The organism is Methylorubrum subtropicum (genome assembly GCF_038442325.1).
GTDB classification, from domain to species: domain Bacteria; phylum Pseudomonadota; class Alphaproteobacteria; order Rhizobiales; family Beijerinckiaceae; genus Methylobacterium; species Methylobacterium subtropicum.
This window is the reverse complement of the sequence record NZ_JBBXMW010000028.1, coordinates 1-26,780: the sequence shown is the minus strand read 5'-3', so window position 1 is coordinate 26,780 and position 26,780 is coordinate 1. Positions and strand designations below refer to the sequence as shown.

Annotated in this window: 24 protein-coding genes, 1 tRNA gene and 1 pseudogene; 17 read left to right on the top strand and 9 right to left on the bottom strand. The window is 67.2% G+C overall.

Annotation, left to right across the window (positions count from 1 at the left end; translation table 11 throughout):
• Window positions 1-153: 153 nt before the first annotated feature.
• Both AAHG03_RS24620 and AAHG03_RS24615 read right to left on the bottom strand, forming a co-directional pair.
• Window positions 154-1,692: a cryptochrome/photolyase family protein gene (locus AAHG03_RS24620; RefSeq protein WP_342154013.1), complete on the bottom strand. Its 1,539-nt coding sequence runs from the start codon at window positions 1,690-1,692 to the stop codon at window positions 154-156.
• A 2-nt stretch (window positions 1,693-1,694) separates the two neighbouring features.
• Complete coding sequence (locus AAHG03_RS24615) at window positions 1,695-2,423, bottom strand: SDR family NAD(P)-dependent oxidoreductase (RefSeq protein WP_342154011.1); 729 nt, start codon at window positions 2,421-2,423, stop codon at window positions 1,695-1,697.
• 135 nt (window positions 2,424-2,558) lie between these two features.
• Here AAHG03_RS24615 and AAHG03_RS24610 point away from each other — a divergent pair, with 135 nt between their 5' ends.
• Window positions 2,559-3,425, top strand: coding sequence for a formyltransferase family protein (locus AAHG03_RS24610; protein ID WP_342154009.1), 867 nt, complete (start codon window positions 2,559-2,561; stop codon window positions 3,423-3,425).
• 271 nt (window positions 3,426-3,696) lie between these two features.
• Window positions 3,697-3,864, top strand: a complete 168-nt coding sequence (locus AAHG03_RS24605; protein WP_342154007.1) for a DUF2256 domain-containing protein — start codon at window positions 3,697-3,699, stop codon at window positions 3,862-3,864.
• A 40-nt stretch (window positions 3,865-3,904) separates the two neighbouring features.
• On the opposite strand, the gene infA is transcribed toward AAHG03_RS24605, so the two are convergent.
• Both infA and AAHG03_RS24595 read right to left on the bottom strand, forming a co-directional pair.
• Window positions 3,905-4,186 (bottom strand): translation initiation factor IF-1, encoded by a 282-nt coding sequence (gene infA, locus AAHG03_RS24600; RefSeq protein WP_056239380.1) that lies wholly within the window; start codon window positions 4,184-4,186, stop codon window positions 3,905-3,907.
• 422 nt (window positions 4,187-4,608) lie between these two features.
• Entirely contained in the window at window positions 4,609-5,730 is a 1,122-nt protein-coding gene (locus AAHG03_RS24595) for a branched-chain amino acid ABC transporter substrate-binding protein (RefSeq protein WP_342154004.1), read from the bottom strand.
• A gap of 161 nt (window positions 5,731-5,891) precedes the next feature.
• Between AAHG03_RS24595 and AAHG03_RS24590 the strand changes: the two genes are divergently transcribed.
• The 6 genes and pseudogenes from AAHG03_RS24590 to AAHG03_RS24565 all read left to right on the top strand — a co-directional run.
• Window positions 5,892-6,215, top strand: a complete 324-nt coding sequence (locus AAHG03_RS24590; protein WP_342154002.1) for an XdhC family protein — start codon at window positions 5,892-5,894, stop codon at window positions 6,213-6,215.
• A gap of 7 nt (window positions 6,216-6,222) precedes the next feature.
• The gene (locus tag AAHG03_RS24585; RefSeq protein WP_342154000.1) at window positions 6,223-6,927 is read left to right on the top strand and encodes an XdhC family protein; all 705 of its coding nucleotides are present in this window, start codon (window positions 6,223-6,225) and stop codon (window positions 6,925-6,927) included.
• A gap of 4 nt (window positions 6,928-6,931) precedes the next feature.
• Window positions 6,932-7,939, top strand: a complete 1,008-nt coding sequence (locus tag AAHG03_RS24580; protein WP_342153998.1) for a molybdopterin-binding protein — start codon at window positions 6,932-6,934, stop codon at window positions 7,937-7,939.
• Window positions 7,932-8,525 (top strand): nucleotidyltransferase family protein, encoded by a 594-nt coding sequence (locus AAHG03_RS24575; protein ID WP_342153996.1) that lies wholly within the window; start codon window positions 7,932-7,934, stop codon window positions 8,523-8,525. Before AAHG03_RS24580 ends, AAHG03_RS24575 begins: the two co-directional genes overlap by 8 nt.
• 168 nt (window positions 8,526-8,693) lie before the next feature.
• A complete protein-coding gene (locus tag AAHG03_RS24570; protein WP_342153994.1) occupies window positions 8,694-8,966 on the top strand; it encodes an usg protein in 273 nt (90 codons plus the stop codon).
• A gap of 44 nt (window positions 8,967-9,010) precedes the next feature.
• Window positions 9,011-9,346: pseudogene (locus AAHG03_RS24565) on the top strand (efflux RND transporter permease subunit); the annotation flags it as partial.
• 50 nt (window positions 9,347-9,396) lie between these two features.
• On the opposite strand, the gene AAHG03_RS24560 reads toward AAHG03_RS24565, so the two are convergent.
• Window positions 9,397-9,645 carry a hypothetical protein gene (locus AAHG03_RS24560; protein ID WP_342153992.1) on the bottom strand — a complete coding sequence of 83 codons (249 nt, stop codon included), beginning with the start codon at window positions 9,643-9,645 and terminating at the stop codon, window positions 9,397-9,399.
• 539 nt (window positions 9,646-10,184) lie between these two features.
• On the opposite strand from AAHG03_RS24560, the gene AAHG03_RS24555 reads away from it, so the two are divergent.
• The 4 genes from AAHG03_RS24555 (at window position 10,185) to AAHG03_RS24540 (ending at window position 14,353) form a co-directional block, all read left to right on the top strand.
• Window positions 10,185-11,321 (top strand): TRAP transporter substrate-binding protein, encoded by a 1,137-nt coding sequence (locus AAHG03_RS24555; protein ID WP_342153990.1) that lies wholly within the window; start codon window positions 10,185-10,187, stop codon window positions 11,319-11,321.
• A 377-nt stretch (window positions 11,322-11,698) separates the two neighbouring features.
• Window positions 11,699-12,367 (top strand): TRAP transporter small permease subunit, encoded by a 669-nt coding sequence (locus tag AAHG03_RS24550; protein WP_342153988.1) that lies wholly within the window; start codon window positions 11,699-11,701, stop codon window positions 12,365-12,367.
• On the top strand, window positions 12,364-14,100 hold the full coding sequence (locus AAHG03_RS24545) for a TRAP transporter large permease (RefSeq protein ID WP_342153986.1): 1,737 nt from the start codon (window positions 12,364-12,366) through the stop codon (window positions 14,098-14,100). Before AAHG03_RS24550 ends, AAHG03_RS24545 begins: the two co-directional genes overlap by 4 nt.
• 43 nt (window positions 14,101-14,143) lie before the next feature.
• The gene (locus AAHG03_RS24540; protein ID WP_342153984.1) at window positions 14,144-14,353 is read left to right on the top strand and encodes a hypothetical protein; all 210 of its coding nucleotides are present in this window, start codon (window positions 14,144-14,146) and stop codon (window positions 14,351-14,353) included.
• A gap of 127 nt (window positions 14,354-14,480) precedes the next feature.
• On the opposite strand, the gene AAHG03_RS24535 is transcribed toward AAHG03_RS24540, so the two are convergent.
• Window positions 14,481-16,352 carry an ABC transporter ATP-binding protein gene (locus tag AAHG03_RS24535; RefSeq protein WP_412759790.1) on the bottom strand — a complete coding sequence of 624 codons (1,872 nt, stop codon included), beginning with the start codon at window positions 16,350-16,352 and terminating at the stop codon, window positions 14,481-14,483.
• A gap of 319 nt (window positions 16,353-16,671) precedes the next feature.
• Here AAHG03_RS24535 and AAHG03_RS24530 point away from each other — a divergent pair, with 319 nt between their 5' ends.
• A complete protein-coding gene (locus AAHG03_RS24530; RefSeq protein WP_342153980.1) occupies window positions 16,672-17,328 on the top strand; it encodes a class I SAM-dependent methyltransferase in 657 nt (218 codons plus the stop codon).
• Window positions 17,329-17,603: 275 nt separating this feature from the next.
• Here the strand turns inward: AAHG03_RS24530 and AAHG03_RS24525 are convergent, their stop codons facing one another.
• Complete coding sequence (locus AAHG03_RS24525; RefSeq protein WP_342153978.1) at window positions 17,604-20,315, bottom strand: calcium-binding protein; 2,712 nt, start codon at window positions 20,313-20,315, stop codon at window positions 17,604-17,606.
• A 376-nt stretch (window positions 20,316-20,691) separates the two neighbouring features.
• Here AAHG03_RS24525 and AAHG03_RS24520 point away from each other — a divergent pair, with 376 nt between their 5' ends.
• Window positions 20,692-21,804: a helix-turn-helix transcriptional regulator gene (locus AAHG03_RS24520; RefSeq protein ID WP_342153976.1), complete on the top strand. Its 1,113-nt coding sequence runs from the start codon at window positions 20,692-20,694 to the stop codon at window positions 21,802-21,804.
• A 146-nt stretch (window positions 21,805-21,950) separates the two neighbouring features.
• Here the strand turns inward: AAHG03_RS24520 and AAHG03_RS24515 are convergent.
• Window positions 21,951-22,027 (bottom strand) — tRNA-Arg (locus AAHG03_RS24515).
• A 1,072-nt stretch (window positions 22,028-23,099) separates the two neighbouring features.
• On the opposite strand from AAHG03_RS24515, the gene AAHG03_RS24510 reads away from it, so the two are divergent.
• Together AAHG03_RS24510 and AAHG03_RS24505 are read left to right on the top strand one after the other, a co-directional pair.
• Window positions 23,100-24,437 carry a ParA family protein gene (locus AAHG03_RS24510; protein WP_342153974.1) on the top strand — a complete coding sequence of 446 codons (1,338 nt, stop codon included), beginning with the start codon at window positions 23,100-23,102 and terminating at the stop codon, window positions 24,435-24,437.
• Between the two features lie 12 nt (window positions 24,438-24,449).
• Window positions 24,450-25,913 (top strand): hypothetical protein, encoded by a 1,464-nt coding sequence (locus AAHG03_RS24505; RefSeq protein WP_342153972.1) that lies wholly within the window; start codon window positions 24,450-24,452, stop codon window positions 25,911-25,913.
• On the opposite strand, the gene AAHG03_RS24500 is transcribed toward AAHG03_RS24505, so the two are convergent.
• Window positions 25,904-26,269, bottom strand: coding sequence for a hypothetical protein (locus AAHG03_RS24500; RefSeq protein WP_342153970.1), 366 nt, complete (start codon window positions 26,267-26,269; stop codon window positions 25,904-25,906). The two genes, AAHG03_RS24505 and AAHG03_RS24500, sit on opposite strands and share 10 nt — an antisense overlap.
• A gap of 151 nt (window positions 26,270-26,420) precedes the next feature.
• Here AAHG03_RS24500 and AAHG03_RS24495 point away from each other — a divergent pair, with 151 nt between their 5' ends.
• Complete coding sequence (locus AAHG03_RS24495; protein ID WP_342153968.1) at window positions 26,421-26,675, top strand: hypothetical protein; 255 nt, start codon at window positions 26,421-26,423, stop codon at window positions 26,673-26,675.
• Window positions 26,676-26,780: the final 105 nt, after the last annotated feature.

The window sequence follows — 26,780 nt, the reverse complement described above, 5'->3', positions numbered from 1 at the left end:
GCGAAGCCGAAGCGATCCAGGGCGCGAGGGTGCCTGAGAGGGCGAGAGCGAGCCGACGACGCGGTTCCGCATACGCCACGTTCTAAAAGTTCGGAGCCCTGGATTGCTTCGGCTTCGCCTCGCAATGACGGGGCGCTTCGGCGACCGATGCGATCAGCCGGAGGCCGGATCGTTCGCCGCCAGCGAATCGAGGAAGCGGCCCGCATCCGCCGCGATCTCGGCCCGGCGCTTCGGGCCGAACCGCTCCAGGGTGCGGTAGGGCATGCTCATGCGCGGATTGCCCGACAGGCGCCCGGCGTTCTCGATCAGGAAATTCCAGTAGAGGTAGTTGAACGGGCACGCCTTCGGTCCGGCCTTCAGCTTCACGTCGTAGGCGCAACCCCGGCAATAATCCGACATCCGGTCGATATAGGCGCCGGACGCCGCGTAGGGCTTGGAGCCCATCACCCCGCCGTCCGCCCACAGCACCATGCCGTGGACGTTGGGCAACTCGACCCACTCGTAGGCGTCGGCGTAGACGACGAGGTACCATTCCTCGACCTGGGCCGGCGCGATCCCGGCGATCAGGGCGAAGTTGCCGAGCACCATCAGGCGCTGGATGTGGTGGGCGTAGGCGTGGTCGCGGGTCTGACCGATGCAGGCGCGCAAGCACGCCATCTCGGTCTCGCCCGACCAGTAGAACCACGGCAGGTCGCGTTTCGCCGAGAGTGCGTTGGTGCGGGCGTAGTCGGGCATGCGCGCCCAGTAGAGGCCGCGCACGTATTCGCGCCAGCCGAGGATCTGGCGGATGAAGCCCTCGGCGCAGTTCAGCGGCACCCCACCCTCGCGATAGGCGCGCTCGGCGGCGCGGCACACCTCCTCGGCGTCGAGGAGGCCGGCATTGAGCATCGGCGAGATCAGCGAATGGTAGAGGAACGGCTCGCCGTCGCGCATGGCGTCCTGATAATCGCCGAAGCGCGGCAGCCCCTCTGTCAGGAAGCCGGCCAGCACCTTCAGAGCGTCGGCGCGAGTGACGGGCCAGGCGAAACCGTCGAGCCGGCCGAAATGCGCGCCGAACTCGGCCTCGACCAGCTCGATCACTTCGCGCGTGATCGTGTCCGGCGGGAAGGTAAGGCGTGCCGGTGGTTCCAGAGACTTGGGAAGGGCCTTGCGGTTCTCCGTATCAAAATTCCAGCGCCCGCTCTCGGGCTCGGCCCCCTCCATCAGCAGGCCGGTGCGCTTGCGCATGTCGCGGTAGAACGTCTCCATCCGCAGGCTCTTGCGCCCCTCGGCCCAGGCCTCGAACCGGGCGCGCGAGCAGAGGAAGCGGTTGTCCTCGCGGATTTCGAGCGGAAACGTCTCCCGCCAGTCCTGCATCATCTCCCAGACGCGCCATTCGCCGGGCTCGGTGACGACGACGCGCTCCGGCGCGTGCCGCTCGAACGCCCGCTCCAGTTCGCCCCCGAACGAGCCGGTGTTGGCGGGGTCGTCCAGGCGGACGTAATCGACGCGGATCCCCTCCGCTTCGAGGTCTTGGGCGAAGTGGCGCATCGCCGAGAACAGGAAGGCGATCTTCTGCTTGTGATGGCGGACATAGGTCGCCTCGGCCCGCACCTCGACCATCAGGACGATGTCCGTGCCGGGGTCGAGGTCGGACAGCGTGCTGAGCCGGCGGTGAAGCTGGTCGCCGAGGATCAGGCGAAGGGTCTTCACCCTCAGCCCTTGGTGCGCAGGCGCGAGCGCCCGCCATCGACGCCGATGACCTGTCCGGTGACGTAGCCGGCCTGCGGGCTCACGAGGAAGGCGGCGAGTTCGGCCACGTCCTCCGGCTCGCCGATGCGCTGGAGCGCGTGCATCCCGGCGATGCCCGACGCCAGCGCCTCGTTGCGGGTGATGGATTCGGACAGCGGCGTGCGCGTCAGCGAGGGCGCCACGACGTTGACCCGGATCGCGGGCGCGAGTTCGGCGGCGAGCGACAGGGCCAGCCCCTCGACGGCGCCCTTCGCCATGGCGACGGAGGCGTGGTTGGCGAACCCCTGCGCGACGGCGACCGTGGAGAACAGCACGACGCCGGCCGTCCCCTCCCCGGCCTTGAGGGCCCTGGCCGCGGCCTGCACCGCCAGGAAGGCGCCGAGCGCGTTGATGCGGAAATCCGCCTCGATCCGCTCGGGGGCGAGCTTGGCCACCGGCGCGAGCTGGATCGTGCCCACCGCGTAGACGAGGCCGCCGAGGCGGTCCCCCGCGTCCTCGGCCACGCGGGCGAACAGGCCCGGGTCGGTCACGTCGCCCGCGGTGAAGCCGGTCTCGCCGAGTTCGGAGGCCGCCCGCTCCAGGCGTCCGGCATCGCGGCCGACGAGGTGGAGCGGCACGCCGCGCTCCCGCAGCCGCCGGGCCGTGGCGCCGCCGATGCCGCCCGTCCCCCCGTAGATCACGACGCGATCCATATGATGCCCACCTTTCCGGCTTCACCTCTGTCCCGGATCGGCTAGCTAAGGCTTGGCGGCCCGCCGAGGAGTTGCACCGGGCGGTTCGGCCCCGGCACGTAAGGTCGCAGGCGGACGAGAGAGACAGGGTCCGAGATGAAATTCGCGTTCGCCGGCATCGACTTCCTCGGCTCGGTCTTCGACGGGCTGGTCGAGGCGGGCTGGACGCCGGTCAAGCTGTTCACCCGCCCCTGCGACGCGATCTACGATCACAACGACGTCGTGGTGGCGCAAGGACGGCGCCACCGCGTCCCGATCCAGCTCTCGCGCATCCAGCCCGACGACATCGAGCGGCTGGCGAAGGACCACGGGCGCGACGTGGCGCTGGTGGTCGCGGGCTATCCCTGGCTGGTGCGCGGCTGGCACGGGCGGGTGCGCTACGCCCTCAACATCCACCCCTCGCCGCTGCCGACCGGGCGGGGGCCCTACCCGCTGTTCCGGGCCGTGCTCGACCGGTACGAGAGCTGGGGCGTCACCGCTCACGTGCTGGCCGAGCAGGGCTTCGACACCGGCGACATCCTGGCCCAGGATATTTTTTCGACCGATCCGCGCGAGAGCCACGAGACCCTGCTGATCAAGTGCCAGATGGCGGCCCGCCGCCTCGCGGTCGGGCCGATCGGCCGGGAACTGTCCGACCGCTGGCGCCGGCCCGAGCCGCAGGGCGACGGCTCCTACTGGCCGCGGGTGTCGGACGCCGACCGCACCCTCGACTTCCGCCAGGACGTGGACGAGGTGCTGCGCCGCATCCGCGCCTTCGGCCGGATCGAGACCATCGCGAAGATCGGCGACAACCGCGTCTTCGTGGCCGAGGCCGAAGGCTGGCGCGAGGCCCACCGCCACGCGCCCGGAACGGTGACGCACCGCCACCGCCGCCATGTCGTGATCGCCGCCCGCGACGGCTACGTGCTGCTCACCCGCTGGAGCCCGGTGCCGCTGGCGGAGGTGCCGCATCTCGGGCGGTGAGCGCAACCTTCGAAGCCCTCTCCCACTCACAACCCTCATCCTGAGGTGCCCCTTGCCTCGGCAAGGGGCCTCGAAGGAGGGCTCCAGCGTATCGCGCGATCTCTGGAGCCCTCCTTCGAGGCCGCTGCGCGGCACCTCAGGATGAGGGGGGTTGGGTAGGAGGCGCTGCGTCGGGCCTCATCGCCGCGGGTCATGGCCGGCAGGGCGGCGGGGGCCACATGAGCGGCTAGCGACCACGACCCAGCGCGCGAAACGGACCGAGACCTGAGCCATGCCCCCCATGCGCCGGAAGGGCGATCTCCCGCAAAAGATCTGCGCGCAGTGCCAAAGGCCCTTCGCGTGGCGCAAGAAGTGGGAGCGGGTCTGGGACGAGGTGCGCTACTGCTCCGACCGCTGCCGGGCGGAGGCGAAGCGCAGGCCCGCCGCGTCCGACCGTTGAGGCCGGCCGCTTTGTCCTCGGGCGGACGGGGCTCGTCGCGTCAGCGGCGACGGAACTGCTGGCCGCCGCGCTGGGGCGGGCGGGGGCCGGTCGGGCCGCGCTCGTCCTTGTGGCGGAACACCAGACGGCCCTTCTCCAGATCGTAGGGCGACATCTCGACGGTGACGCGGTCGCCGGCCAGGGTCTTGATGCGGTTCTTCTTCATCTTGCCGGCGGTGTAGGCCACGATCTCGTGGCCCTGGTCGAGCTGCACGCGGTAGCGCGCGTCCGGCAGGATTTCGACGACCAAGCCGTCGAACTGCATCAGTTCTTCTTTTGCCATACACTCGTCTCCGGCCGAGCCGCCTGCACGGGGCGCACCGGCCAATCTGAAAAATCTGTCGTGCAGAACGCGCAGGTCCGCGGGTCCGATCCGCCGAGCGTCGGGCTCGGGGTGCGCGCGGCGCGGGCCGGGCGTCAGGTGCCGCTCGCGAAATTCCCGATGAGCCGAGCCATCGCTCCGGGACGAGCCGGGGCGGCGGGCGTTTCGCGAAGGGCACCAGCCCCGCGACTTAAGCGCCGGAGCGGGTTTACGCAAGAATATGCGGCGCCGCACGCGGGCTTATCGTCAGGGAACACGCGGGATCGACCGATTTCGCGCCGCTAGCGCATCGTCCTGGATATCGTATCCAGGACGATGCGCTAGGTCTCTGTGCCGCATCGGCTTTTTTCCGAAAGCCGGCGACCACCTTTCGGGCCGATGCTCTAAGGCGCGGTCTCGGTGCCCGCGTAGTCGATCCGGCCGTCGGCGAGCTTGCGCCACGTCGCCACCGCGAAGGGCGACCGGGCGAGGTCGCCGCGGGCATCGAACGCGATCTCGCCGAGAAGCGTGCGCAGCGGCGCCCCGCCGTGGAGATGGGCCGCGACCCGGGTCGGATCGGTCGAGCGCGCGCCCTCGGCGCCCTGGCGGATCACCTCGATCGCGGCGTAGGCCGGGCCGGCGAACATCTCGGCCTCGGCCGTGCGCGGCGCACGCGCGGCGCCCCGGGCCTCCGGCAGCCGTGGAGGGCTGGGCGCCAGCGTCATCACCGTCCCCTCCGCAGCCGCGCCGGCAACTTGCAAAAAATCCTTGTCGAGGAGGCCGTCGCTGCCGATCAGCGTCGTGGCCAGCCCCGCCTCGCGCATCGCCTTGACGAGGGCCGCGGCGGGCGCCTGGAGGCCGCCGAAATACACCGCCGCGATCCCGAGCGCCCGGAGCTTGGCGACGAGCCCGGCCACCTCGCGGTCGTCGCGGGAGACGCCCTCGAACAGCCGCTCGCGACCGCCGCCGACTTTGAGCGCGCGGGCGGCCTCGTCGGCGAGCGCGCGGCCGAAGCTGGTCTTGTCGTGGACGATGGCGACCGGCCGGTCGCGGAAGCGCTGCGCCAGAAGCGTGCCGCCGAGAGCGCCCTGCTGCGCGTCGCTGCCGGCGAGGCGAAACAGCAGGCTGGCACCCCGGCGGGTCAGCGGTGCCCAGGTCGCGCCGGGCGTGACCGAGACGATGCCGGCCTCCTCGTAGACCGGGCTCGCCGCCGCCGCGGCTCCCGAATTGATGTGGCCGACGACGAAGCGCACACCGCTTCCAACGAGCTTGCGGGCGGCGGCTGCCGCCTGCTTGGGGTCGCCGCCATCGTCCTGCACCACGAGCTGGATTTTTTGGCCGAGCACCCCGCCCGCGCGGTTGATCTCGGCCACCGCCTGCTCGGCCCCGAGTCGGGCGCCCTGGCCGAAGCCGGCATCCGCGCCGGAGAGCGGCAGGGCCAGCCCGATCCGCAGGGGCTCGGCGGCCTGCGCGGCGCCGGTGAGAGCCAACAGGGCGAGGGCCGAGCGCGCGATCCGTCCCGTCACAGCGGCCTCTCTTGTCCCAGCGGCGAGGCGTCCTTGATAAGGCCGCCCGCGGCCCGTGCAAGCGGCGGATCGCGCCGCATTGCGGAACGGGCGCGGGCGCCTACCTCTGAGAGACGGGACGCCGGGGGCGAGCGGGCCCTAGGTATCCGAGACCCAAAAAAATGCTCTCCACCGAGGACGACATCCTGCGTGCTGCCGAGGCGTGGCGGCGCGAGGGCCGCGCGGTCGCGCTCGCCACCGTGATCGAGACCTGGGGCTCGGCCCCGCGCCCGGTCGGCAGCCATCTGCTGATCGACGAGGCGGGGCGTTTCCTCGGCTCGGTCTCCGGCGGCTGCGTCGAGGGCGAGGTCATCACCGAGGCGATGGACGTGATCGGCGACGGGCGCCCCCGCACCCTCGAATTCGGCGTGGCCGACGAGACCGCGTGGCGGGCCGGGCTCTCCTGCGGCGGGCGCATCCGCGTCTTCGTCGAACGGGTCGATTGAGGATCACATGCGCCTCGACACCCTGAGCACCCTCAATACTGAGCGCGCCGCCCGCCGCCCGGCCCTCGTCGTCACCGATCCGGCGGACGGGAGCCAGCGCCTCGTGCGGGGCGCGGAGATCGACGCCGATCCCCTGGCCGAGGCGCTGCGCAAACGGCTCGCCAGCGACGCCAGCGGCCTGATCGAGGATGTGGAGGGCCGCCCGCTCTTCGTCGCCGTCCACGCCCCGCCTTTGCGGCTCGTCGCGGTCGGCGCCGTGCACATCACCCAGGCGCTGGCCCCGATGGCGGGACAGCTCGGCCTCGACCTCACCGTGATCGATCCGCGCACCGCCTTCGCCACGCCGGAGCGCTTCCCCGGCGTCCCGGTGATCGCCGAGTGGCCCGACGCGGCGCTCGAACGCATCGGGCTCGACGCCTACACCGCGCTCCTGGCGCTGACCCACGATCCCAAGATCGACGATCCGGCGCTCACCGCGGCGTTGAGGGCCGAGTGCGCCTACGTCGGCGCGCTGGGCTCGCGCAAGACCCATGCGCGCCGGGTCGAGCGGCTCCGGGAGGCGGGCTTCGACCAGGAAAAAATCGCCCGCATCCACGCGCCGATCGGGCTCGATATCGGCGCCGTCTCGCCGGCCGAGATCGCGCTGGCGATCCTCGCCCAGGTCGTCGCGACCCTGCGGCGCGAGCGGATCGCCGCGCGGGCGGGGGCCTGATCCGATGCGGTTCGGACCGGTCGCGACGCGCGACAGCGCGGGCCTGATCGCGGCCCATACCGTGCGCGCGGGAGGCGCCACCCTGCGCAAGGGCCGGCCGATCCCGGCGGAGGAGGCGCGGCGCCTCGCCGAATCCGGCCACGGCGAGATCGTGGCGGTGCGGCTCGATCCGGGCGATGTCGGCGAGGACGAGGCCGCCGCGCGGCTCGCCCTGCATCTCGCGGGCGAAGGACTGGCGCCGGAGCGGGCGTTTACCGGGCGCTGCAACCTCGTGGCGGAGGCGGCCGGCGTGCTGCTGGTCGAGCCCGCGGGGATCGATGCGGTCAACCTCGTGGACGAGGCGATCACGGTGGCGACCCTGCCGGCCTTCCGCCCGGTGGCTTCCGGCGAGATGGTGGCGACGATCAAGATCATCCCCTACGCGGTCGCCGGCCCTGCCCTCGAACGGGCGCTCGCCGCCGCCCCGCGACCGCCGCTGCGGCTCGCCCCCTACCGGCTGAAGCGCGTCGGCGTGGTCTCGACGCTGCTGCCCGGCCTGAAACCCGCGACGGTCGCCAAGACCTTGCGCGTGCTGGCAGATCGCCTCGCGCCGACGGGCGCCGAAATCGTCGCCGAGACCCGCGTACCTCATGCCGCCACCGCGGTCGCCGAGGCGCTCGCCCGCCTCGCGGCGGAGGGCTGCGAGCTGGCCGTGGTGTTCGGCGCCTCGGCCATCGCCGACCGGCGCGACGTGATCCCGGCGGGGCTGGAGGCGGCGGGGGGTCGGGTCGAGCAGTTCGGCATGCCGGTCGATCCGGGCAACCTGCTGCTGCTCGGCGCCCTCGGCGCCATGCCGGTGATCGGCGCGCCGGGCTGCGCCCGCTCGCCCAAGGAGAACGGCTTCGATTTCGTGCTGCACCGCCTGCTCGCCGGGCTTTCCGTGACGCGGGCCGACATCGTGCGGATGGGCGTCGGCGGGCTCCTCAGCGAGATTCCCCAACGCGGCCAGCCGAGGGCGGGCGAGGATGCCTGAGCGGCGCGTCGCGGCGGTGATCCTCGCCGCCGGGCTCGGCACCCGGTTCGGGGCGCGGCCGAAGATGCTGGCGGAATTCGCCGGCAAGGCGATGGTGCGCCGTGCCGCGGAGGCCGCGCTGGCGTCCCTGGCGCGGCCGGTGGTGGTGGTGGTGGGCGCCCATGCCGGGCCGGTCGCGGCGGCGCTCGACGGGCTCGACCTGACGCTCGTCGAGAACCCCGACCATGCCGCCGGGCTGTCGACCTCGCTGAGGGCCGGGCTCGCGGCGCTGCCGCCGGAAACGGGGGCGGCCCTGGTGCTGCTCGGCGACATGCCGCGGATCGGACCCGCCCATCTCGATCGCCTGATCGCGGCCTACCGTGCAGCCGATCCCGCCCCGAGCGCGGTGGTTCCGGTTCGAGATCACCGCCGCGGCAACCCGGTCCTACTCGATCTGAACCTGCTGAAAGACGATTTATCGGCCCTTTCCGGCGACCGCGGCGCCGGTCCGATCCTGAGCCGCCGGGCCGACGTGCTGGAAGTGCCGGGCGACGCGGCAACCGGCTTCGACGTGGACCGGCCGGACGGGCTCGAACGCGACGCCTGAGTCCATCCGGTCCGTCGATCGCGGCCGGATCGAGCGGCCGTTCGTCCGGCAAGCTTGGCGGCACCGTTGTTGCTCACACTGTCCCTGCCCGCTCCGTCCGGACCGGGCCCCGTCGCGACGCGGCCCCGGCCGCGTCCGCGGGTCACCCGGCTTCGACGAGGTGGATGCATGGCCCTGTCATCGGAGTTTCGCCGCAGGCTCGAAGGCTACGGCCTGACCACGGCCGAGATCCTGTATCACCTGCCCGATCACCCGCACCTGCTCCAGACCTTCGTCTGGCAGCAGCTCGACCTGTTCCCGCGCTTTCCCGAGCTGAAGCGGTTCCTGGCCTTCTGGCAGGAGCGGCTCGACGGACCGCTGCACTCGGTGCGGGTGATGCACAGCCGCCTGATCAAGCCGGCCGAGCTGACGACGGTCTCCGGCGAGTTCCACCTGCACTGAGGCACAACCCCCGGGATTCCAAAGGGATCATCCCTTTGGCGGGGCTCACCATGGTGGTGCACCTCGTCTCGCCCGAGGGGCGCTACGACATGACGTATCTGCGCAACTACGCGGTGCTGAACATCAAGGACCGGCTCGCCCGCCTCGGCGGCGTCGGGCAGGTGCAGCTGTTCGGCTCGGGCGACTATTCCATGCGCATCTGGCTCGACCCGCAGCGGGTCGCCGAGCACGGCCTATCGGCGGGCGACGTGGTGCGCGAGATCCAGGCCCAGAACGTGGAGGCCGCCGCGGGCGTCATCGGCGCCTCGCCGGCCGTGCCCGGCCTCGACCTTCAGCTCTCGCTGAACGCCGAGGGGCTCCTGACCAGCGAGGAGCAGTACGATGCTCCAGGCGGCGCCGGAGGGGCGCCCCTTCGTCCCGGCTGTCCGCCTCAGAACGCGGCGGCCTGCTTCACCCGGTCGTCGGCGGCCGGGAGCGTCCACTGGACGGCGCCGGGCAGGGCGTAGCCGCCCTGGCGGTGCACCGCGCCGGTGTCGGTGGCGAGACCCTGGGTCTCCAGGGCGAGCGCGCCGACCGTCTTGGTGTTGTCGATGGCGGCCGGCTCGCCCGCGAATGCGGCGGTGGCCAGAAGGGTCAGCGCGAGGCCGGCGGCGGCGCGGGAGAGGATCTGCTTGGTCATGGTGTTCAGCCTGTTCGTGTTCTTGCGGCGGGGTGCCGTCGCTTCGTGAGGAGGAATGTGCGGGCGACCGCCTCATGAATCAAATGGGCTGATTTCATAATGATCATCGATTGCGTGCATTCTATGTCGCCTGTCGCGACCCCGGCGGAGCGCCGGATGCGGAGCGTGGAGAGGGCGGATCGAACGGAACTTCCGGGCTCGCGGGATCGCCGCTGCCGGCGCTCGACTGAAGATCGGGAGCCGCTTCTTTGTGCGGCGCAATAGGCGGGCGGGGAGCGTACCGACCGTTACGGCACAGGGATGAAAACCCGGCCACCGAATAGGCCCGACGACTGCCTAGCGCACCACAACGTCGAAGTCAGAGGCTTAATCCATCTTATCCGGTAATATTTTTTGGCTCGATGACAGATCTGCGGATTGGGGACAGCTCGCCGAATTCGTTGCGTTTCGTGCCCGAAGCAGAAGACAGGATACGATATTCAGGTTTAGAATCGCCCCCAAGCCGGCCGCCAAAAGGCTGCGCGTGAGGGAGGACGAGGATGAGTTCACGGGAGCCGACCGGTCGGCGCGCGACGCGTCGCCGATTCCTGGGGGTGGCCGCGACGGCCGCGACCGTCGTGGCGGCGCCGACCGTCGTGAAGGCGCAAGGCCCGATCAGCATGCGCTGGCAGAGCACGTGGCCGGCCAAGGACATCTTCCACGAATTCGCGCTCGACTACGCCAAGAAGGTCAACGACATGACCGGCGGCGACCTCAAGATCGAGGTGCTGCCCGCGGGCGCGGTCGTGCCCGCCTTCGGCCTGCTCGACGCCGTCTCGAAGGGCACCCTCGACGGCGGCCACGGCGTGATGGTCTACCATTACGGCAAGCAGACCGCGCTGGCGCTCTGGGGCTCCGGCCCGGGCTTCGCCATGGACGCCAACATGCTGATGGCGTGGCACAAGTACGGCGGCGGCAAGGAGCTGTTGGAGAAGCTCTACGCCTCGATCGGCGCCAACGTCGTCTCGATGCCCTACGGGCCGATGCCGACGCAGCCGCTCGGCTGGTTCAAGAAGCCGATCGCCAAGGCGGACGACCTCAACGGCCTGAAGTTCCGCACCGTCGGCATCTCGATCGACGTGCTCACCGGCCTCGGCGCCGCCGTGAACGCGCTGCCCGCGGGCGAGATCGTCTCGTCGATGGACCGCGGCCTGCTCGACGCGGCCGAGTTCAACAACGCGGCTTCCGACCTCGCGCTCGGCTTCTCGGACGTGGCCAAGGTCTGCATGCTGCAGAGCTACCACCAGAACGCCGAATCCTTCGAGATCCTGTTCAACAAGACCAAGTACGACGCGCTTCCCGAGCGCCTGCGGGCGATCATCGCCAACGCGACCGAGGCCGCCTCGCAGGACATGCAGTGGAAGGCGATCGACCGCTACTCGAAGGCCTATCAGGAGCTGCAGGGCAAGGGCGTCAAGTTCTACAAGACGCCGGACGCGCTGCTGAAAAAGCAGCTCGACGTCTACGACGATGTCGTCAAGAAGAAGGCCGCGGACAACCCGCTGTTCAAGGAGATCATCGCCTCGCAGATCGCCTTCGCCGAGCGCACGGCGCGCTGGGAGCAGGACACGATCGTCAACCGGCGCATGGCCTTCGACCATTACTTCGGCCAGAACGCCGCGGCGAAGAAGATCTGATCCTTTTCGAACAGGCCTCACGAAACGCCCGGTGGCGGCGCGCTCCTCCCCAGGATGCGCCGCCACGTCGGGACTTCGCGAGGGCTGGCTCGATCGGGGCGCGGTGAGACTTCATCGCCCCGCTCCCTAACCAACCCCCCTCATCCTGAGGTGCCGAAGCGAAGCGGAGGCCTCGAAGGAGGGCTCCAGCGTATCGCGCGATCCCTGGAGCCCTCCTTCGAGGCCGCTGACGCGGCACCTCAGGATGAGGGGTTGGGTGGGAGGAAGGCCGCGAAGGCGGCCCTCGAGCACCGGAGCGATCCGGCCCGCTTCGCCGCCACGACACCCCGCCGTCCGGCCGCGCCGGACGGCCCCGCACCCGTTGCCGAGGCTTCCGCATGAGCGTGCAGCGCTTCCTCCACGCGGTCGATGCCCTGTCGACCTGGGTCGGCAAGGCCGCGGCCTGGCTGATCATCGGGCTGATGGCGCTCATCTGCCTCGAAGTGGTGAAGCGCTACTGGTTCAACATGCCCACCGCGTGGATCTACGACGCCAGCAATATGTTCTACGGCACGCTGTTCATGCTGGCGGGCGCCTATGCGCTGGCCAACAACGCGCACGTGCGGGGCGACTTCCTCTACGGATCGATGCGCCCGCGCACGCAGGCCGCCTTCGACCTCGTGCTCTACTTCGTCTTCTTCATCCCCGGCATCCTGGCGCTGATCTACGCCGGCTACGACTACGCCGCCCTGTCCTGGCGCATCGGGGAGCACTCCACCACCACGGCGGACGGGCCGCCGATCTACCATTTCAAGACGGTGATCCCGGTCGCGGGCGCGCTGATCATGCTCCAGGGCTTCGCCGAGATCGTGCGCTGCATCGTCTGCCTGCGCACCGGCGCGTGGCCGAGCCGCCTGCGCGACGTCAGCGAGATCGACGTCGTCGAGGAGCAGCTCGCCCAGAGCGAGCACGTCGATGCGTCCGCGCGGGAGGCCGCGATCGCCCGCGCCCACGCAATCGAGGAATCCGCGCGCCAGCGCGGCATGGCAGGGGACCCCACCACATGACCGATCCGGGCCTCGGCCTGCTGATGCTCGGACTGATCGTCGTCGCGATCATGATGGGCTTCCCCACCGCCTTCACGCTGATGGGGCTCGGCATCTTCTTCGGCTTCTACGCCTTCTACAATCCGAACGAGGCGTTGATCGACAACCGCATCTTCGACCTCATGGTCCAGCGCACCTACGGCGCCATGACCAACGACGTGCTGATCTCGATCCCGCTCTTCGTCCTGATGGGCTACGTGATGGAGCGTGGCGCTCTCGTGGACAAGATGTTCTACGCGGTGCAGCTCTCGTTCCGGCGCGTGCCCGCCTCGCTCGCGGTGGCGACGCTTCTGGTCTGCACCTTCTGGGGCATCGCCAGCGGCCTCGTCGGCGCGGTCGTGGTGCTCATGGGCGTCATCGCCATGAACCCGATGCTCAAGGCCGGCTACGACACGCGGCTCGCCGCGGGCGTCATCACGGCCGGCGGCACGCTCGGCATCCTGATCCCGCCCTCCGTCATGATCATCGTCTACGCGGCGGTGGCGGGCCAGTCGGTGGTCAAGCTCTACGCGGCGGCGATCTTCCCCGGCTTCTTCCTCGCGCTGCTCTACGTCGCCTACATCATCCTCTGGGCGACCCTGCGCCCGTCGGTGGCCCCCCGCCTGCCCGAAGCGCAGACGAAGGTGCCGGTGGAGGACTGGATGCTGCGCCTCCAGGCGGCGGCCTCGAACAACATGCTGGTCGGCCTTTTCCGCGCGAGCTTCGCGCGGGCCAAGCTCGGCACGGCCGCCGCCGCGATCCCGCGCGGAAAGGCGCTGAAGAACTTCGGCACGGCGCTGGTGCCCTTCCTGATGACGAGCGCCGTGCTCGGCATCGTCTGGTGGTACGTCACCATCTACCAGACGGCCCGGAGCGACGACGCGCCGCCGGAGGGGCTGGAGGTGCTCGGCGGCGGGCCGGCGCCCGAGGCGGTCGCGGTCGAGGCCGCACCGGCCATGGGCTTCTACTGGAGCTTCGCCTTCGTCTCGGCGCTCAGCCTCGTCGTGCTCGCCCGCTACTACCGCCGGATGGACGCCGAGCGGTTCGAGGTGCTGAAGCTCCTCTCCTCCTCGGTGATGCCGCTCGGCATCCTCTCCTTCCTCGTGCTGGCGGTGATCCTGTTCGGCATCACCACCGCGACGGAATCGGCGGCCGTGGGCGCGGCGGGCGCCTTCGTCCTCGCCCTCCAGGCCCGGACGCTCAACTGGAAGCGGACCAAGGAGGCGGTGTTCCTCACCGCCAAGACCACCGCGATGATCTGCTGGCTGTTCGTCGGCTCGGCCCTGTTCTCGGCGGTGTTCGCGCTGCTCGGCGGTCAGGCCTTGGTCGAGCAATGGGTGCTCTCGCTCGGGCTGACGCCGCTCCAGTTCATGATCCTGTCCCAGGCGATCATCTTCGTCCTCGGCTGGCCGCTGGAATGGACCGAGATCATCATCATCTTCGTGCCGATCTTCATGCCGCTCCTGAAGCATTTCGGCATCGACCCGATCCTGTGGGGCGTGCTGGTCTTCGTGAACCTGCAGGCGGCCTTCCTCTCGCCGCCGGTGGCGATGTCGGCCTTCTACCTCAAGGGCGTCTCGCCCCCGCACGTGACCCTGAATCAGATCTTCGCCGGGATGATGCCGTATATGGGCATCGTGATCCTGTGCATGGTCATCATGTATCTCTGGCCCGGCATGGTGCTCTGGCTGCCGACCTACCTCTACGGCAACTGACGGCGCCTTCGCGCGGGGGCCCCTCGGCGGCGGCGTCGAGCGGGTGCCCCGCGCCGGCCCGTCAGCGGTCGCCGAGCGCCTTTCGAATCGCCTTCCGGCCGCCGAGGATCGCGACCTGACCGAACAGGATCACGGCGTCGATGAAGCCCGTCGCCGCGATCCCGATCTAAATATCCGTCTTCCCGTCCGCGACCGCGACGGCGGCGAGCACCAGACGGTCGTCCTGGACATCGGATCCAGGACGACCGTCTAGGCTCTTGTGCTGCATCGTCTTTTTCCCGAAAGCCGGAAACCACCTTTCGGGACGATGCTCTAGGACAGGAGGGCGGCGAGGAAGAGAAAGACGCGCATCGGCGCAGCCTGCACGGGTCGGGGATCGTCTACCGGTAGGCCGCCGCCTGCAGTTCGAACAGTTCGGCGTAGCGCCCGCCACGCGCGACCAGTTCTTCGTGCGTGCCGGCCTCCTGCACCCGGCCGGCCCCCAGCACGACGATGCGGTCGGCCCGGCGCACGCTGGAGAAACGGTGCGAGATGAGGAGCGCGGTGCGCCCGAGCGCCAGCGTGCGCAGGCGGGCGAACACCTCGGCCTCGGCGCGGGCATCGAGCGCCGCGGTCGGCTCGTCGAGGACCAGCACCTCGGATTCGCGCATGTAGGCGCGGGCGATGGCGAGCTTCTGCCACTCGCCTCCCGACAGATCGACCCCGTCCTCGAAGCGCCGCCCCAGCCGCTGGTCGTAGCCCGCGGGCAGGCGCGCCACCACCGCGTCGGCGAGCGCGGATGCCGCCGCGCCCTCGATGCGCTGCGGCTCCCCCCGCGCCGCGATGCGCCCGACCGCGATGTTCTCGGAAGCCGTCAGGTCGAAGCGGACGAAGTCCTGGAAGATCACGCCGATGCGCGTGCGCAGGGTCTCGGGGTCGTAGTCGCGCAGGTCGCGCCCATCGAGCAGGATGCGCCCCTCGGTCGGGTCGTAGAGCCGGGCCAGGAGCTTGACGATCGTGGTCTTGCCGCTGCCGTTCTCGCCCACCAGCGCCAGCACCTCGCCGGCCCGGATCGTGAGCGAGAGGTCGCGCACCGCCCAGCGCTCGGCGCCGGGATAGCGGTAGCCCACCGCCTCGAACACGAAGCCGTCGCGGATCGGCGTCGGGAACGGGGCGGGCCGCGCCGGCACGGGCAGGCGGGGTGCGAGCGCGAGGAAGCCGAACAGGTCGTCGAGATACTGCGCCTGCCCCGAGAGCTGGGACACCCCGAGCAGCAGCCCTTCGACGAGGCCGCGCAGACGCAGGAAGGCGCCGGTGAGGAAGGTGAGGTCGCCGAGCGTCAGCGTGCCGGTGGCCGTGCGCAGCGCGATCACGCCGTAGGCGAGGTAGTAGGCCAGCGTCCCGAGGCTGGCGAACAGCCCGCCCGCCACCGCCCTGCGGCGCGCGAGGCGGGTGTTCTCGCGCAAGGCCCGGTCGGCGAGGGTCCGGAAGCGCTCGGCGAGGTAGCCGCTGAGGCCGAACAGCTTGATCTCCTTGGCGGTCTCGGCCCCGGCCCCGAGCTGGCGCATGTAGTCGCCCTCGCGCCGGTCCGGCGAGCGCTGGTAGGCGAGGCGGTAGCCCTGGCGGTTGAAGTGAAGCTCGTTGAGGAAGGCCGGGATCAGCGCCAGCACGAGCAGGAGGACGGCCCAGGGCAGGAACGCCACCACGGCGACCGCCAGCGACAGGGCGGTCAGCGCATCCTGAAGCTGGCCGAGGAGCTGGCCCATGGGGTTGGCCCGCCACGCCACCTGCCGCCGGGCGCGCTCCAGCCCGTCCTGCACGGCGGGGTCCTCGAACTGGGCGAGGTCGAGGGTGGCGGCGTGTGCCATCAGCCGCAGCGTGGTGGCGTTGCCGGTCCTCTCGGCCAGCACCCCGTCGACCAGCGTCGTGGCCCGCCCAAGGAGGTCGGAGGCGAGCGCCAGCGCGAGTTCGGCCCCGATCAAGAGGCCGACCTGCCGCAAGGCCGGATGGGCGAGCCAGTCCGCGGCGTCCGCCAGCGCGGCGGCATCCGCCCGCCCGGCCACGACGGCATCCACGACGAGTTTGGCGACGTAGAGCATCAGCGCCGGAATCGCCGCGCGGGCGAGCCGCAGGCCGATGCTGGCGAGCGTGAGCGCACGGCTCGTCGCCCAGGCGAGGCTGAACAAAGCCGGGAGGTGCCGGAACGGGCCGATCCGGGCCGCCGCGGCGCTGCGCAGCCGCTCGCTGGTCGGCCGCCGCTCGCTGGTCGGCAGCCGCTCGCTGGTCGGCAGCCGGTCGGTGGGTGATGGAGGCAAACGCGCTTCGCGCCGCTCGGGCGCTCCCTGCTGGATCGAAGGACGACAAGCCTATCCCGTACGGGATTGCCGCGCGGTCCGGGGCGGCGGGCAAGCGCGACATGGTGGCGCCTGCGGGTCCGGCGGGTGCCGTGAGGCGGGCGGCTCGGTTTTCCCGGGCGTCCCTGCGCCGGCGCCGCGGCTGCGGCATCCGGCTCCGCGCGCCATCTCGAACCGGGGCGGCCGCGCATCCGTTGGCTCGCCGTCACAGGCAACTTCGACGGTTGGCCCGCGCCCCATGTCCGCGACCCTGATTCCCTCGCCCGACCTGCCCGAGTTGCCGGCCGAGGCGTTCGCCAAGCACGACCCCTCGCCCGACCCGCATTTCTACCGGGAGCCGCGCTTCGTCACGCATATCGATGCGCCGGCCATCGCCGCGGTGACGCGCCTGTACGCCGAGCTGCTCCCCCCGGGCGGCGTCATCCTCGACCTGATGTCGAGCTGGGTCAGTCACCTCCCGCCGGATACGGCCTTCGCGGCGGTGATCGGCCACGGTCTGAACCAGCGCGAACTCGACGCCAATCCGCGACTGACGCGGCGCTTCGTGCAGGACCTCAATGCCGAGCCGCATCTCCCCCTGGAGAGTGCGAGCCTCGACGCGGCGCTGATCTGCGTGTCGGTCCAGTACCTCCAGCAGCCGGTGACGGTGCTGTCCGACGTCGCGCGCGTGCTCCGCCCGGGATCGCCCGTCGTCATCAGCTTCTCGAACCGCTGCTTTCCGACCAAAGCGGTCGCGATCTGGAGCGTCCTCGACGCGACGGGGCATGCACAGCTCGTCGATCTGTATCTGCGACGCGCCGGTTTCGCGCGAACCGAGACACGCACCCTGATCCCCGAGGGGGCTCCGAGCGATCCGATGACGGCCGTGATCGGCTGGACCGCGCCGGAGGCCTGAAATCGTTTCGGCCCATGAGCACGATGACGGGCCATCAGGCCCGAGCGACTGGCCGCTCCTCCACGCGCGTGATGGAGCGCGGCGCCCGCATTTCGAACTTCGTCGCCCAACCGCGCCGCTGGCGCTTAGAGCATCGGCCTGAAAGGTGGGAACCGGCTTTCAGAAAAAGCCGATGCGGCACAAGAACCTAGAGCATCGTCTTGGATACGATATCCAGGACGATGCTCTAGTCAGCGGACGAGAGGGGCGCCACGAGACGCCTCTCTCGAGAGCACTCACACCACGAAGAAGTCGGCGTGGGTCAGCGCGACCTTCGTGTCGAGGATCGCGAACTGCACCGCCGCCTTCGACCCGCTGCCGTCGGAATCGTAGGACAGGGTGCCCGTAGTCTTGTTGTAGAGGATGCGGTCGTCCGCATCGACCTTGGCGCCCGCCACGCTCAGGTCCTTGAACGCCGAGGCCGCGAGCGTCCCGGCCGAAAGGGCAGTGAAGAGGCCCTTCGACAGCTGGATCGTGTCGTCCGCGGCGGAGAAGTCGGTGATGCGATCGATGTTGCCCGCCCCCAGCGCCGTCGAGAACACGAACGTGTCCTTGCCGGCCAAGCCGGTGAGCGTGTCGCCGCCGGCCATGCCGTCGAGGACGTTGGCCCCGGCATTGCCGGTGATCGCGTTGGCGAACGCGTTGCCGGCGAGCTTGAGGGCCGCCGTACCGGTGACGCTGGTGGTGGCCAGCGACTCGATCTCCTGGCCGGCCGCCAGCGTGTAGGAAACGCTCGTGACGACGCGGTCGGCGCCCCCGCCCTTCGCCTCGAAAACCCGGTCTCCGGCATGGTCGACGACGTAAGTGTCGTTGCCCGCCCCGCCGGTCAGGATATCGGCCCCGGCTGCGCCGTTCAGCACGTTGGCGCCGGCATTGCCGGTGATCGTGTTGGCGAACGCGTTGCCGGTGAGGGCGAGGCCGGCCGTACTCGTAGCGACGGTGGTGGCCAGCGTCTCGATCTCCTGTCCCGCGCCAAGCGTGTACGAGACGCTGGTGACGACCCGGTCGGCGCCCCCACCCTTCGCCTCGACGACGCGGTCGCCCGCGTTGTCGATCACGTAAGTGTCGTTGCCGGAAAGGCCTTGAAGGACGTCCGCCCCGGCGCCGCCGTTGAGGACGTTGGCGCCCGCGTTGCCGATGATCGTGTTGGCGAACGCGTTGCCGGTCAGGGCGAGGCCGGCTGCGCCCGTGGCGCTGGTGGTGGCCAGCGTCTCGATCTCCTGGCCGGCGGCCAGCGTGTAGGAGACGCTGGTGACGACCCGGTCGGCGCCGCCGCCCTTCGCCTCGAACACCCGGTCCCCGGCATGATCGACGACGTAGACGTCGCTGCCGACCCCGCCGCTCAGCGTATCCGCCCCGGCGCCGCCGTTGAGGATGTTGACGCCGTCGTTGCCGATCAGCGTGTTGGCGAAGGCGTTGCCCGTCAGGTTGAGGCTCTGCGCGCCGGTCGCGGCGGCCAGCCGCAGGGTCTCGATCTCCTGGCCGGCGGCGAGCGCGTAGCTCACGAAGGCCGTCACCTCGTCGTTGCCCTCGCCCGCGGCCTCGACGACCCGGTCGTCCGCCTGATCGACGACGTAGCTATCGCCGCCGATACCGCCCGCCATCACGTCCGCACCGCTGCCACCATCCAGCGTGTCGGCACCGGTGCCGCCGGAGAGTTGGTCGGCGTCCTGCTCGCCGTACAGCGTGTCGTCGTCCTCGCCGCCGTCGAGGACATCGCTGCCCGTGCCCCCGACCAGCGTGTCGTAGCCGGCATTGCCGTAGAGCGTGTCGGTCCCGTCGAAGCCGTAGAGGGCGTCGTCGTCCTGCTCGCCGTAGAGCGTGTCGGTGCCGTCGCCGCCGTCGAGACGGTCGTTGCCGGTACCCCCGACCAGCAGGTCGTTACCGGTCTGGCCGTAGAGGATGTCGGCGCCGTCGAAGCCGTAGAGCGTGTCGTCGTCCGCCTCGCCGTAGAGCGCGTCGGTGCCGGCGCCGCCTTCGAGATGGTCGTTGCCGACCCATCCGGCCAGAAGGTCGTCGCCGTCTCCGCCGTAGAGGGCGTCCGCGCCGTCGCCGCCGTAGAGCTTGTCGTTGTCCTGCTCGCCGTAGAGCTTGTCGTCGCCGGCATCGCCGCCCATGAGGTCCGCGCCGAGCCAGCCGAACAGTTCGTCGTTGCCGTCCCCGCCCGAGACGCTGTCGTTGCCCTCGCCGCCGTAGAGCTTGTCGTTGTCCCACTCTCCGAAGATCTTGTCGTCGCCGTTGTCGCCACCGATCAGGTCGTCGCCCGTGCCGCCGTAGAGTTCGTCGCCGTCGCTTCCACCGGACAGCGCGTCGCTGCCCCCTAGGCCGAACAGCTTGTCGCTGCCGCTTCCGGCGGCCAGTCGGTTTCCGACGTAGCTGCCCCAGAGTTCGTCGTCGCCCGATCCGGTGGTGACGTTCTCGATCTGAGCGATCGTGTCGATGCCGATATCGTAGCCGCTGGCATAGCCGAGATCGGTGTTCACGTCGGCGACGTTCAGGGTCACGGAGATGCGCTGCCGGGCGTTGGCGTAATCCAGCGTGTCGATCCCGAGACCGCCGTACAGCAGGTCGTCCTCGACCCATCGGACGTTGCCGTAGAGGAGGTCGTCGCCGTCCCCGCCGTCGAGGTGGTCACACCAATGCGAGGCCTCGGTCGTCGTGCCGCCGGAATACAGGATGTCGTTGCCGGCGCCACCGTAGAGCTTATTCCGGCCCGGCCCGCCGAGCAGCGTGTCGTTGCCGCCTTCGCCCCCAAGCGTGTCGTTGCCGCCTTGCCCGTAGGCGAGATCGTTGCCGTCGCCACCGTAGTAGTAGGTTGTCCCGCCCTTGACGTCGGTGAAGACATCGTTGCCGGGTCCGTGCCGGACCTGATCGTATAGGAACGCATGCTCATCGAAAGGAAACTGGTCGAAATATTCCCTCCAAGCATTGTCGACGGCGGACGGCATGGGTTGGTCCTTTTAAAGTGGCAGGCGCTGCACGCTTCGGATCGTGTTCCTCCGCGCGGATGCATGAAGTCAATCGGCCACCGAACTCACACGCTGGCCCGTCGCTCGACGCACGAAAGCAGTCTTTCCGCCAGAAAGAGCGGGTGCGCCGGCGCGCCTATTGAACCGTCCGGTATCGCTTCCGCATCAACCGTTCGGAGGAGGCGGGCGGAGAAATCTTCGCGCCCTGCCCTCAGTGGCCCGATCCGGATTCGACGCCGCCTTTGAAAGACGCGTGGAGCAGTGGCGCGAACGGGACATTCGGGCTCGAAAAAACGACGAGGACGGCACAAGACTTGAGTCGGAGACACCGACCTCGGGGCGGGCGCCGATGCGGATGGAAGACACCCTGGATCTCGTGGGCCGGATCTACGACGCCTCGCTCGACGCCGCGCTCTGGCCGGCGGTCCTGGAGGAGATCGGCGGCTTCGTGAACGGCGTCTCGGCGGCCCTGTTCTGGCAGGATGCCTTCGACCGCTCGGCCTTCGTCGTCCACAGTTGGGGCGAGGACCCGCACTACACCCGGCTCTACCTCGAAACCTACGCCGCCCTGAATCCGATGTTTCCAGCGGCGAGCTTCGTGGAGCCCGGCGTGGTCTTCACCGGGGGCGACATCGTTCCGCCCGAGGAGATGCGGGCGACGCGCTTCCACCGGGAATGGCTCGCGCCGCAGGGCATCGTCGATGCCGCCAACGTCAACCTGCATCGCTACGCGACGAGCACCGCGGCCTTCTCGGTCCGCCGCTCCGAGGAGCAGGGCACGGTCGATGCCGAGGCGCGGCGGCGGCTTACCGTCCTCGTCCCGCATCTCCGGCGCGCGGCGCGGATCGGAAGCCAGCTCGCCGGCCACGCGCGGGCCGCCCGCGATCTGGAGGACGTGCTCGCGGCCGCCGCGACCGCCGTGTTCCTCGTGGACGACGAGGGTCGCCTCGGCTTCGTCAACCAGGGCGGCCGGGCGATGCTGGAGCAGGGCGACATTCTGGCCGAGCGCGAGGGAACCTTACGCATCCGGGACGCGGAGGCGAACCGCCTCGTGCGCGAGGCCGTCACCCGCCCCGCGCCGCCTGCGGACGCGCGCAAGTCCGTCTCGATCGCGCTCAGCCACACGCCGCCCTGCTGGATGGCCGACGTGCTGCCGCTCTCCTCCGGCGCGCGCTTGCGGCACGGGCAGGGGTACGGGGCGCGGGCGGCCGTGTTCGTCCGCCGCGCCGAGATCCCGGTGATGTCCGGCCTGGAGGTGCTGGCACGGCGGCATGGGTTGACGGCGAGCGAGGTCCGCGTGCTGCAGGCCGTCACGGGGGGCGGCAGCATCGACGACATCGCCGCGCAGCTCGGCCTCGCGGTCAGCACGGTCAAGTCGCATCTCAAGGCGCTGTTCGCCAAAACGGGAGCGCGCAGCCGCGTCGCCCTGGTGCGGGACGTCGCCGCGCATAGCGGCGCGCTGCGCTGAAATGCTGCCGAGGCGACAGGCAGGACCAAACACCAGCCGCCGACCGCCACACGTCGCTCGGTCGCACTCTCGGGCGAGAAGGCGCACGCTGCTTCCGCAGCCCCTTAAGGGGAGGGATCAGACGCTGGCTAAGTCATTGAAGAGATTGGCGCACCCGACACGATTCGAACGTGTGACCTTTGCCTTCGGAGGGCAACGCTCTATCCAGCTGAGCTACGGGTGCTAGGCCGCTTCGTGAGTAGCCCAACTGGGCGGCCCGCGCAACGGCGCCGAGCGGGGGAAATGAAAATCCTGACCGCTCAAACGGATGAACGCGGGGCCCTCCGAAGGCTCCAGCCTCAGCTCTCCAGCCTGCTAAGCGCCTCCTGCAAAATCAAAAACTTAGCTCGGGACCTACTGACGTCTCTGGGGCCGGGAGCAGTCCGCGGCGCAATTGGGCCACATCGGCGAGCGGTTGGGCGTAGGAACCAGCAACCCGATCACGGCGCCCTGTCGGCGTATGCGGACGTGGAGTTCGCGCGCGGCACATCCGTTTGGAGCGTTGACAGCGCGGGTCGAAAGGCGGAGCGAAGTCTTAGAAGAATCGCAGGCTCGGCAAGGGAGTGCCTTCTGCCCCCACGCGCGTCGACGAACTATCCTTGGCGCATCTTGCCTGTATGACGATGAGATAGACCTGCTGTCGCTCTCTGAAGATGCAATCCGCACAGAGGCTTGCATTCCACGTCTGCACCGGCAGCTGACGCCTAGCCAACCGTCAAGCGTAAGTGCTGAGACATAAACCAAAAAACCGGCTATCACGCCTCTGAGAGACCGACGCAGACACCGCTAGAGTCTAACGAAGCACGGTAGCCCCGATCGAGCCATGCCGCTAACGACCGACTACGCACAAGCTGCATATCGCCATTTCGATGATGCTGAGCATTTGGAGGCAGCTGCTAGATATTCAAGTGCCGGCTATCACTATGGGTTCGCAGCCGAATGCGCATTCAAGGCAGCACTCGAACGCATCGGCGTCCCATCTCTAGGCATAACTCGACAGCAAAATCCGATGTGGAAGCATTTCGGTTCGGGTCAAGGCTCCGGGGCACTCAAACAAAAAATATCGCTACTAGCAACTGGGAGACTAGCCTCTGCTCTAATACCAATCTTAGCCTTATCAGGGCGATCAGATTACATGTCAATGTGGGACACTGCGATACGGTATTCCCAGGATAGTGATATCACATCAGCTGAATGCTCGGCATGGAAACCTGATGCTGAAATCGCAATATTGACTTTGATATAAGGCCCCTCAGATGCCATATGATACCGCGATACCAAATCTACTCACGTCCCTCAAGGCCAAATACGGCAATGAAATGCCGACGCAGATAGCTATTGTTAGAGACATTTTCGGTAAAATATGTTGCCTTTTGCCTGCAAATAGCAAGCGCGATCTTGATGAGCTAACCAGTTCCGTTAAGGCTGGGCTTGCGGAATATGCGGCTGAGCCTGCGGTCATCAACTTAAATTCCAGCATATCGCGGAAAATATTGCTTGAGCCATCACTCTGGCGCGTTGAAACTCTTCCGGATCTAACGGAAATAACTGTTCAAACCGTAGACAGGCGGATTGTCGGTCAAGATTGGCTGTTGCCACCACCATCTACGGGGTTATCCTCTCCAAGGATTGTATTTAGCAGCTTGAAAGGAGGCGTAGGCCGTTCAACAGCGCTTGCCGTGGCCGCATCTCATCTTGCCCAACGTGGTCGCAACATACTTGTGATCGACTTCGACCTTGAAGCGCCAGGTCTCGGATCGATGCTACTAAATCAAGATAACCGTCCAAATTACGGGACTTTAGATTTTTTGGTAGAAAATGGTCGCCGTAGCTTCAATGACGAGGATCTCGACGAGTTTGTCGGCACAAGCGAATTGACTGATCGCACAGCTGGTCAGGGCATTGTAGATGTTGTCCCTGCGACCGGGCGGCTGTGCATGCGCTTTCCGCAAAACGTTCTAAGCAAGCTCGCGCGAGCGGTTTTAGAAGATCCAAAACCTGACGGCTCAACTGAAACTCTTCGTCAGCAAACTAGATCGTTTGTAGACCGCATGTCATCTCGAAGACGATATGATGCCGTCTTCATTGATGCTCGTGCCGGATTGGCTGAACTCACCGCCGCTCCTCTACTTGGATTAAATGCCACCGTGCTGATGTTCGGCGTTGATCAGCCACAAACATTTGAAGGATTTGCTTACCTTCTGGCGCATCTAGCTCAATTGCCGATCAATGATGGATCCGACTGGCGCTACAATCTCCGGTTTGTCCAGTCAAAAGCCTCTGCTAACCCTGCTGATAGGGAATCGTTTATCAACTCACTTTACGATACGCTATCAGAACATTTTTACGAGGCAGACACCGATCCTAGTCAGCTTGAGGTTGGAGATAAAATGCGGTTCAACTTTAGTATGAGTGACAATCAGGCGCCTCATCATCCGTTTTTCATCGGGTTTGATGGGCGCTATCTTAACTTTGACCCCATCCGCGACAGAAGCTTTTTAAGCGAAGACCTCTACAAAGCAGCTTACGAACCTTTCTTGAAAAATCTTGAGCAGCTAGTTGGCATCAAAGATGACAATCCTGTTTTTGGTTGAGGAGTAACAGAAGTGACGATCGTCGTTCATGCTTCTGAAATGGCAGCGCTTCGGAAGTGCATGTCCAGCCTTGATCGTTCTGCGGCGTGGGCTGATGAGGCGGCTCCCTCTCCTGAGCAAATATACACACCTTGGAGCCACGGGCGAGCGCTCGATCCTGACAGGACACTGGTCGTGGGAAATCGAGGAGTTGGAAAGAGCTTCTGGTCAAGCGCCTTGGTTGATCCCACGGCTCGTGCCGTGGCAGCGGACGCATATCCAAGGAGTGGGCTTAATTATGTTAGTAAAGCGGTATTTGGATTTCGCGCGGGGATCGCAGATGAGATAGCGCCTGACAAAGTTGTTCTGAAGCGAATTGTTAATTCTGGAGTTTCTCCCGAATCCATATGGCTCGCGGTTGCATTGCGGGCACTCACCTCAGATAGCGGCGCGTCAAGGGAGCAATCGTTACTCGATCTCGCAATGCAAGCGGAATCATCTCCTGAAATATCAAGATTAAAACTTAGATCGGCTGCTGAATCTTACAGCTCCGCTGGCGAAAAATTTCTTTTGATATTTGATGCGCTTGATCGACTTGGAGATAATTGGAGTGAGATTCAAGATCTAACTGAAGGCTTATTTAAGTTTGCGCTATCAGTGCGCGGGCTTAGAGGGCTTGCTTTAAAAATTTTTGTCCGTCCCGATCAACTTGCTGATCCGCGTTTGAGTCGGTTTCCAGATGCATCTAAGCTTCAAGCGGAGCGTGTCGATCTTCGTTGGCGTCCTCACGATTTATTCGGTCTTTTATTTTTCTATTTGATGAATGACCCGGATTCTCAAGACATTATGTTGAGATTGGTAGAGAGCCGGGGAATGCAAATCCGTGATGGTGTCCGAATTGAGTGGAATGCAGAGTGGGCCCAACAATCCCTATTTTCAGTCATAGCTGGCGAATGGATGGGCGCAAACAAAAAAAGAGGTTCGACATATTCGTGGCTCCCTCTACATTTGGCTGATGCTAGAGAGGAGTGTTCTCCTCGTAGCTTTCTTAAAGCTTTGTCTGTAGCGGCTTCTTACGAACCGGCGCCGACAGATTTAGCCATCGATCATCATGGCATAAAGGAAGGTGTCGTCGAGGCATCCAAGCTTCGGCTAGCTGAGCTGAGCGAAGACTACTGGTGGATAAATATGGCTATGGAGCCACTGCGCGGCATAAGCGTTCCGTGCCTTCAATCTGATTTGATCGAAGTTTGGCGTGTAAGTCATACGGTGGAATCGATCCGGACGGCGTCCGAGTCAACACAGCTTTTACCACTTCTCTTTGAGTCTTTTGGCTCGAGTTCAAGGAGCGATGAAACTTCTCTCATGCTTATGCTTTATGAAATTGCGGTATTAGAGATACGGTCCAACGGAAAAGCAAATTTCCCCGACATCTTTCGCATTGCAGCTGGTATCAAACGCAGAGGCGGCGTTAAACCTCCTAATTTTCAGCACTGAAAGTATCTTTGGTTGCCTACGGTATTGCTCGCGCGCTTGACCTCGACGAGCGTCGGCACGCCGTCCTGATCGACGAAGAGGTGGTCGAGCGACCAGCGCCCAGCCCCACCTTCCTCGCCGGGCACAGCCTGCTCGCGCGCGATCAGAAGCCAACGGCGCGGGTTTGTCGGATCGACGGCATCCCCGGCGATCAGGCTCGGATGGGTCGCGAGGAGCTGCTGAAGCAGGTCCTCACTCTCAAACGAGCTCGACCGCATATCGACGAGCGTGTTGTCGTTGCGGACGATGAAAACGCCGTCGGTCATGTGCACCTGCTCGAGGAAACTGCTCGGAATATGAAATTCAGCTGCCAGCATGATATGCCAGGGGCGCCGCAAGTCCGCCACAGGCGGCTCATGCAAGCCTTGTTAGCTCTTGGGCATGAAGACCACTTTCCTCGCCCTCATCGCTGCCCTCGCCCCGCTCTGCGCATCCCAGGTCCACGCTAGGGAGGTCCAGACAAAGAGCATGACCACGTTCTGCCGCTCGATCGCGGATATCGACCAGTGGACCCGCTACGTCATGGCCGGCGACGACGTAGCCGCCCAAGGCTTCTACGAGGCCAAGAACCTCGAGCACACCCCCGGGCGCGGCTCCTCGTGCTGGCAGGAGCCCGCAGGCTACTACACCGTCTCCGACACCAGCCCCGGCACGGTCGGTCCCCTGGAGTGTCTGCGCCCGTCCGGGATCATCACCTGCGCTGTCCGTCGTCAGATGATTTGAGACGGTTTGGGCTGCTCAGGAACGGAGGCTCTGGTCCATCTGGGTTGAGAGGTTAGGCGGCCTGCGCGTGATGGCGCAAGCGGCGATCGATGAGGGTCTGACGCT

Coding starts and splice junctions, on each gene's coding strand:
- AAHG03_RS24560 (WP_342153992.1), bottom strand. CDS start 9,645: ATGACCAAGCAGATCCTCTCCCGCGCCGCCGCCGGCCTCGCGCTGACC.
- AAHG03_RS24520 (WP_342153976.1), top strand. CDS start 20,692: ATGGAAGACACCCTGGATCTCGTGGGCCGGATCTACGACGCCTCGCTC.
- AAHG03_RS24550 (WP_342153988.1), top strand. CDS start 11,699: ATGAGCGTGCAGCGCTTCCTCCACGCGGTCGATGCCCTGTCGACCTGG.
- AAHG03_RS24525 (WP_342153978.1), bottom strand. CDS start 20,315: ATGCCGTCCGCCGTCGACAATGCTTGGAGGGAATATTTCGACCAGTTT.
- AAHG03_RS24510 (WP_342153974.1), top strand. CDS start 23,100: ATGCCATATGATACCGCGATACCAAATCTACTCACGTCCCTCAAGGCC.
- AAHG03_RS24575 (WP_342153996.1), top strand. CDS start 7,932: ATGCCTGAGCGGCGCGTCGCGGCGGTGATCCTCGCCGCCGGGCTCGGC.
- infA (WP_056239380.1), bottom strand. CDS start 4,186: ATGGCAAAAGAAGAACTGATGCAGTTCGACGGCTTGGTCGTCGAAATC.
- AAHG03_RS24580 (WP_342153998.1), top strand. CDS start 6,932: ATGCGGTTCGGACCGGTCGCGACGCGCGACAGCGCGGGCCTGATCGCG.
- AAHG03_RS24545 (WP_342153986.1), top strand. CDS start 12,364: ATGACCGATCCGGGCCTCGGCCTGCTGATGCTCGGACTGATCGTCGTC.
- AAHG03_RS24590 (WP_342154002.1), top strand. CDS start 5,892: ATGCTCTCCACCGAGGACGACATCCTGCGTGCTGCCGAGGCGTGGCGG.
- AAHG03_RS24610 (WP_342154009.1), top strand. CDS start 2,559: ATGAAATTCGCGTTCGCCGGCATCGACTTCCTCGGCTCGGTCTTCGAC.
- AAHG03_RS24530 (WP_342153980.1), top strand. CDS start 16,672: ATGTCCGCGACCCTGATTCCCTCGCCCGACCTGCCCGAGTTGCCGGCC.
- AAHG03_RS24605 (WP_342154007.1), top strand. CDS start 3,697: ATGCCCCCCATGCGCCGGAAGGGCGATCTCCCGCAAAAGATCTGCGCG.
- AAHG03_RS24570 (WP_342153994.1), top strand. CDS start 8,694: ATGGCCCTGTCATCGGAGTTTCGCCGCAGGCTCGAAGGCTACGGCCTG.
- AAHG03_RS24500 (WP_342153970.1), bottom strand. CDS start 26,269: ATGCTGGCAGCTGAATTTCATATTCCGAGCAGTTTCCTCGAGCAGGTG.
- AAHG03_RS24495 (WP_342153968.1), top strand. CDS start 26,421: ATGACCACGTTCTGCCGCTCGATCGCGGATATCGACCAGTGGACCCGC.
- AAHG03_RS24615 (WP_342154011.1), bottom strand. CDS start 2,423: ATGGATCGCGTCGTGATCTACGGGGGGACGGGCGGCATCGGCGGCGCC.
- AAHG03_RS24555 (WP_342153990.1), top strand. CDS start 10,185: ATGAGTTCACGGGAGCCGACCGGTCGGCGCGCGACGCGTCGCCGATTC.
- AAHG03_RS24585 (WP_342154000.1), top strand. CDS start 6,223: ATGCGCCTCGACACCCTGAGCACCCTCAATACTGAGCGCGCCGCCCGC.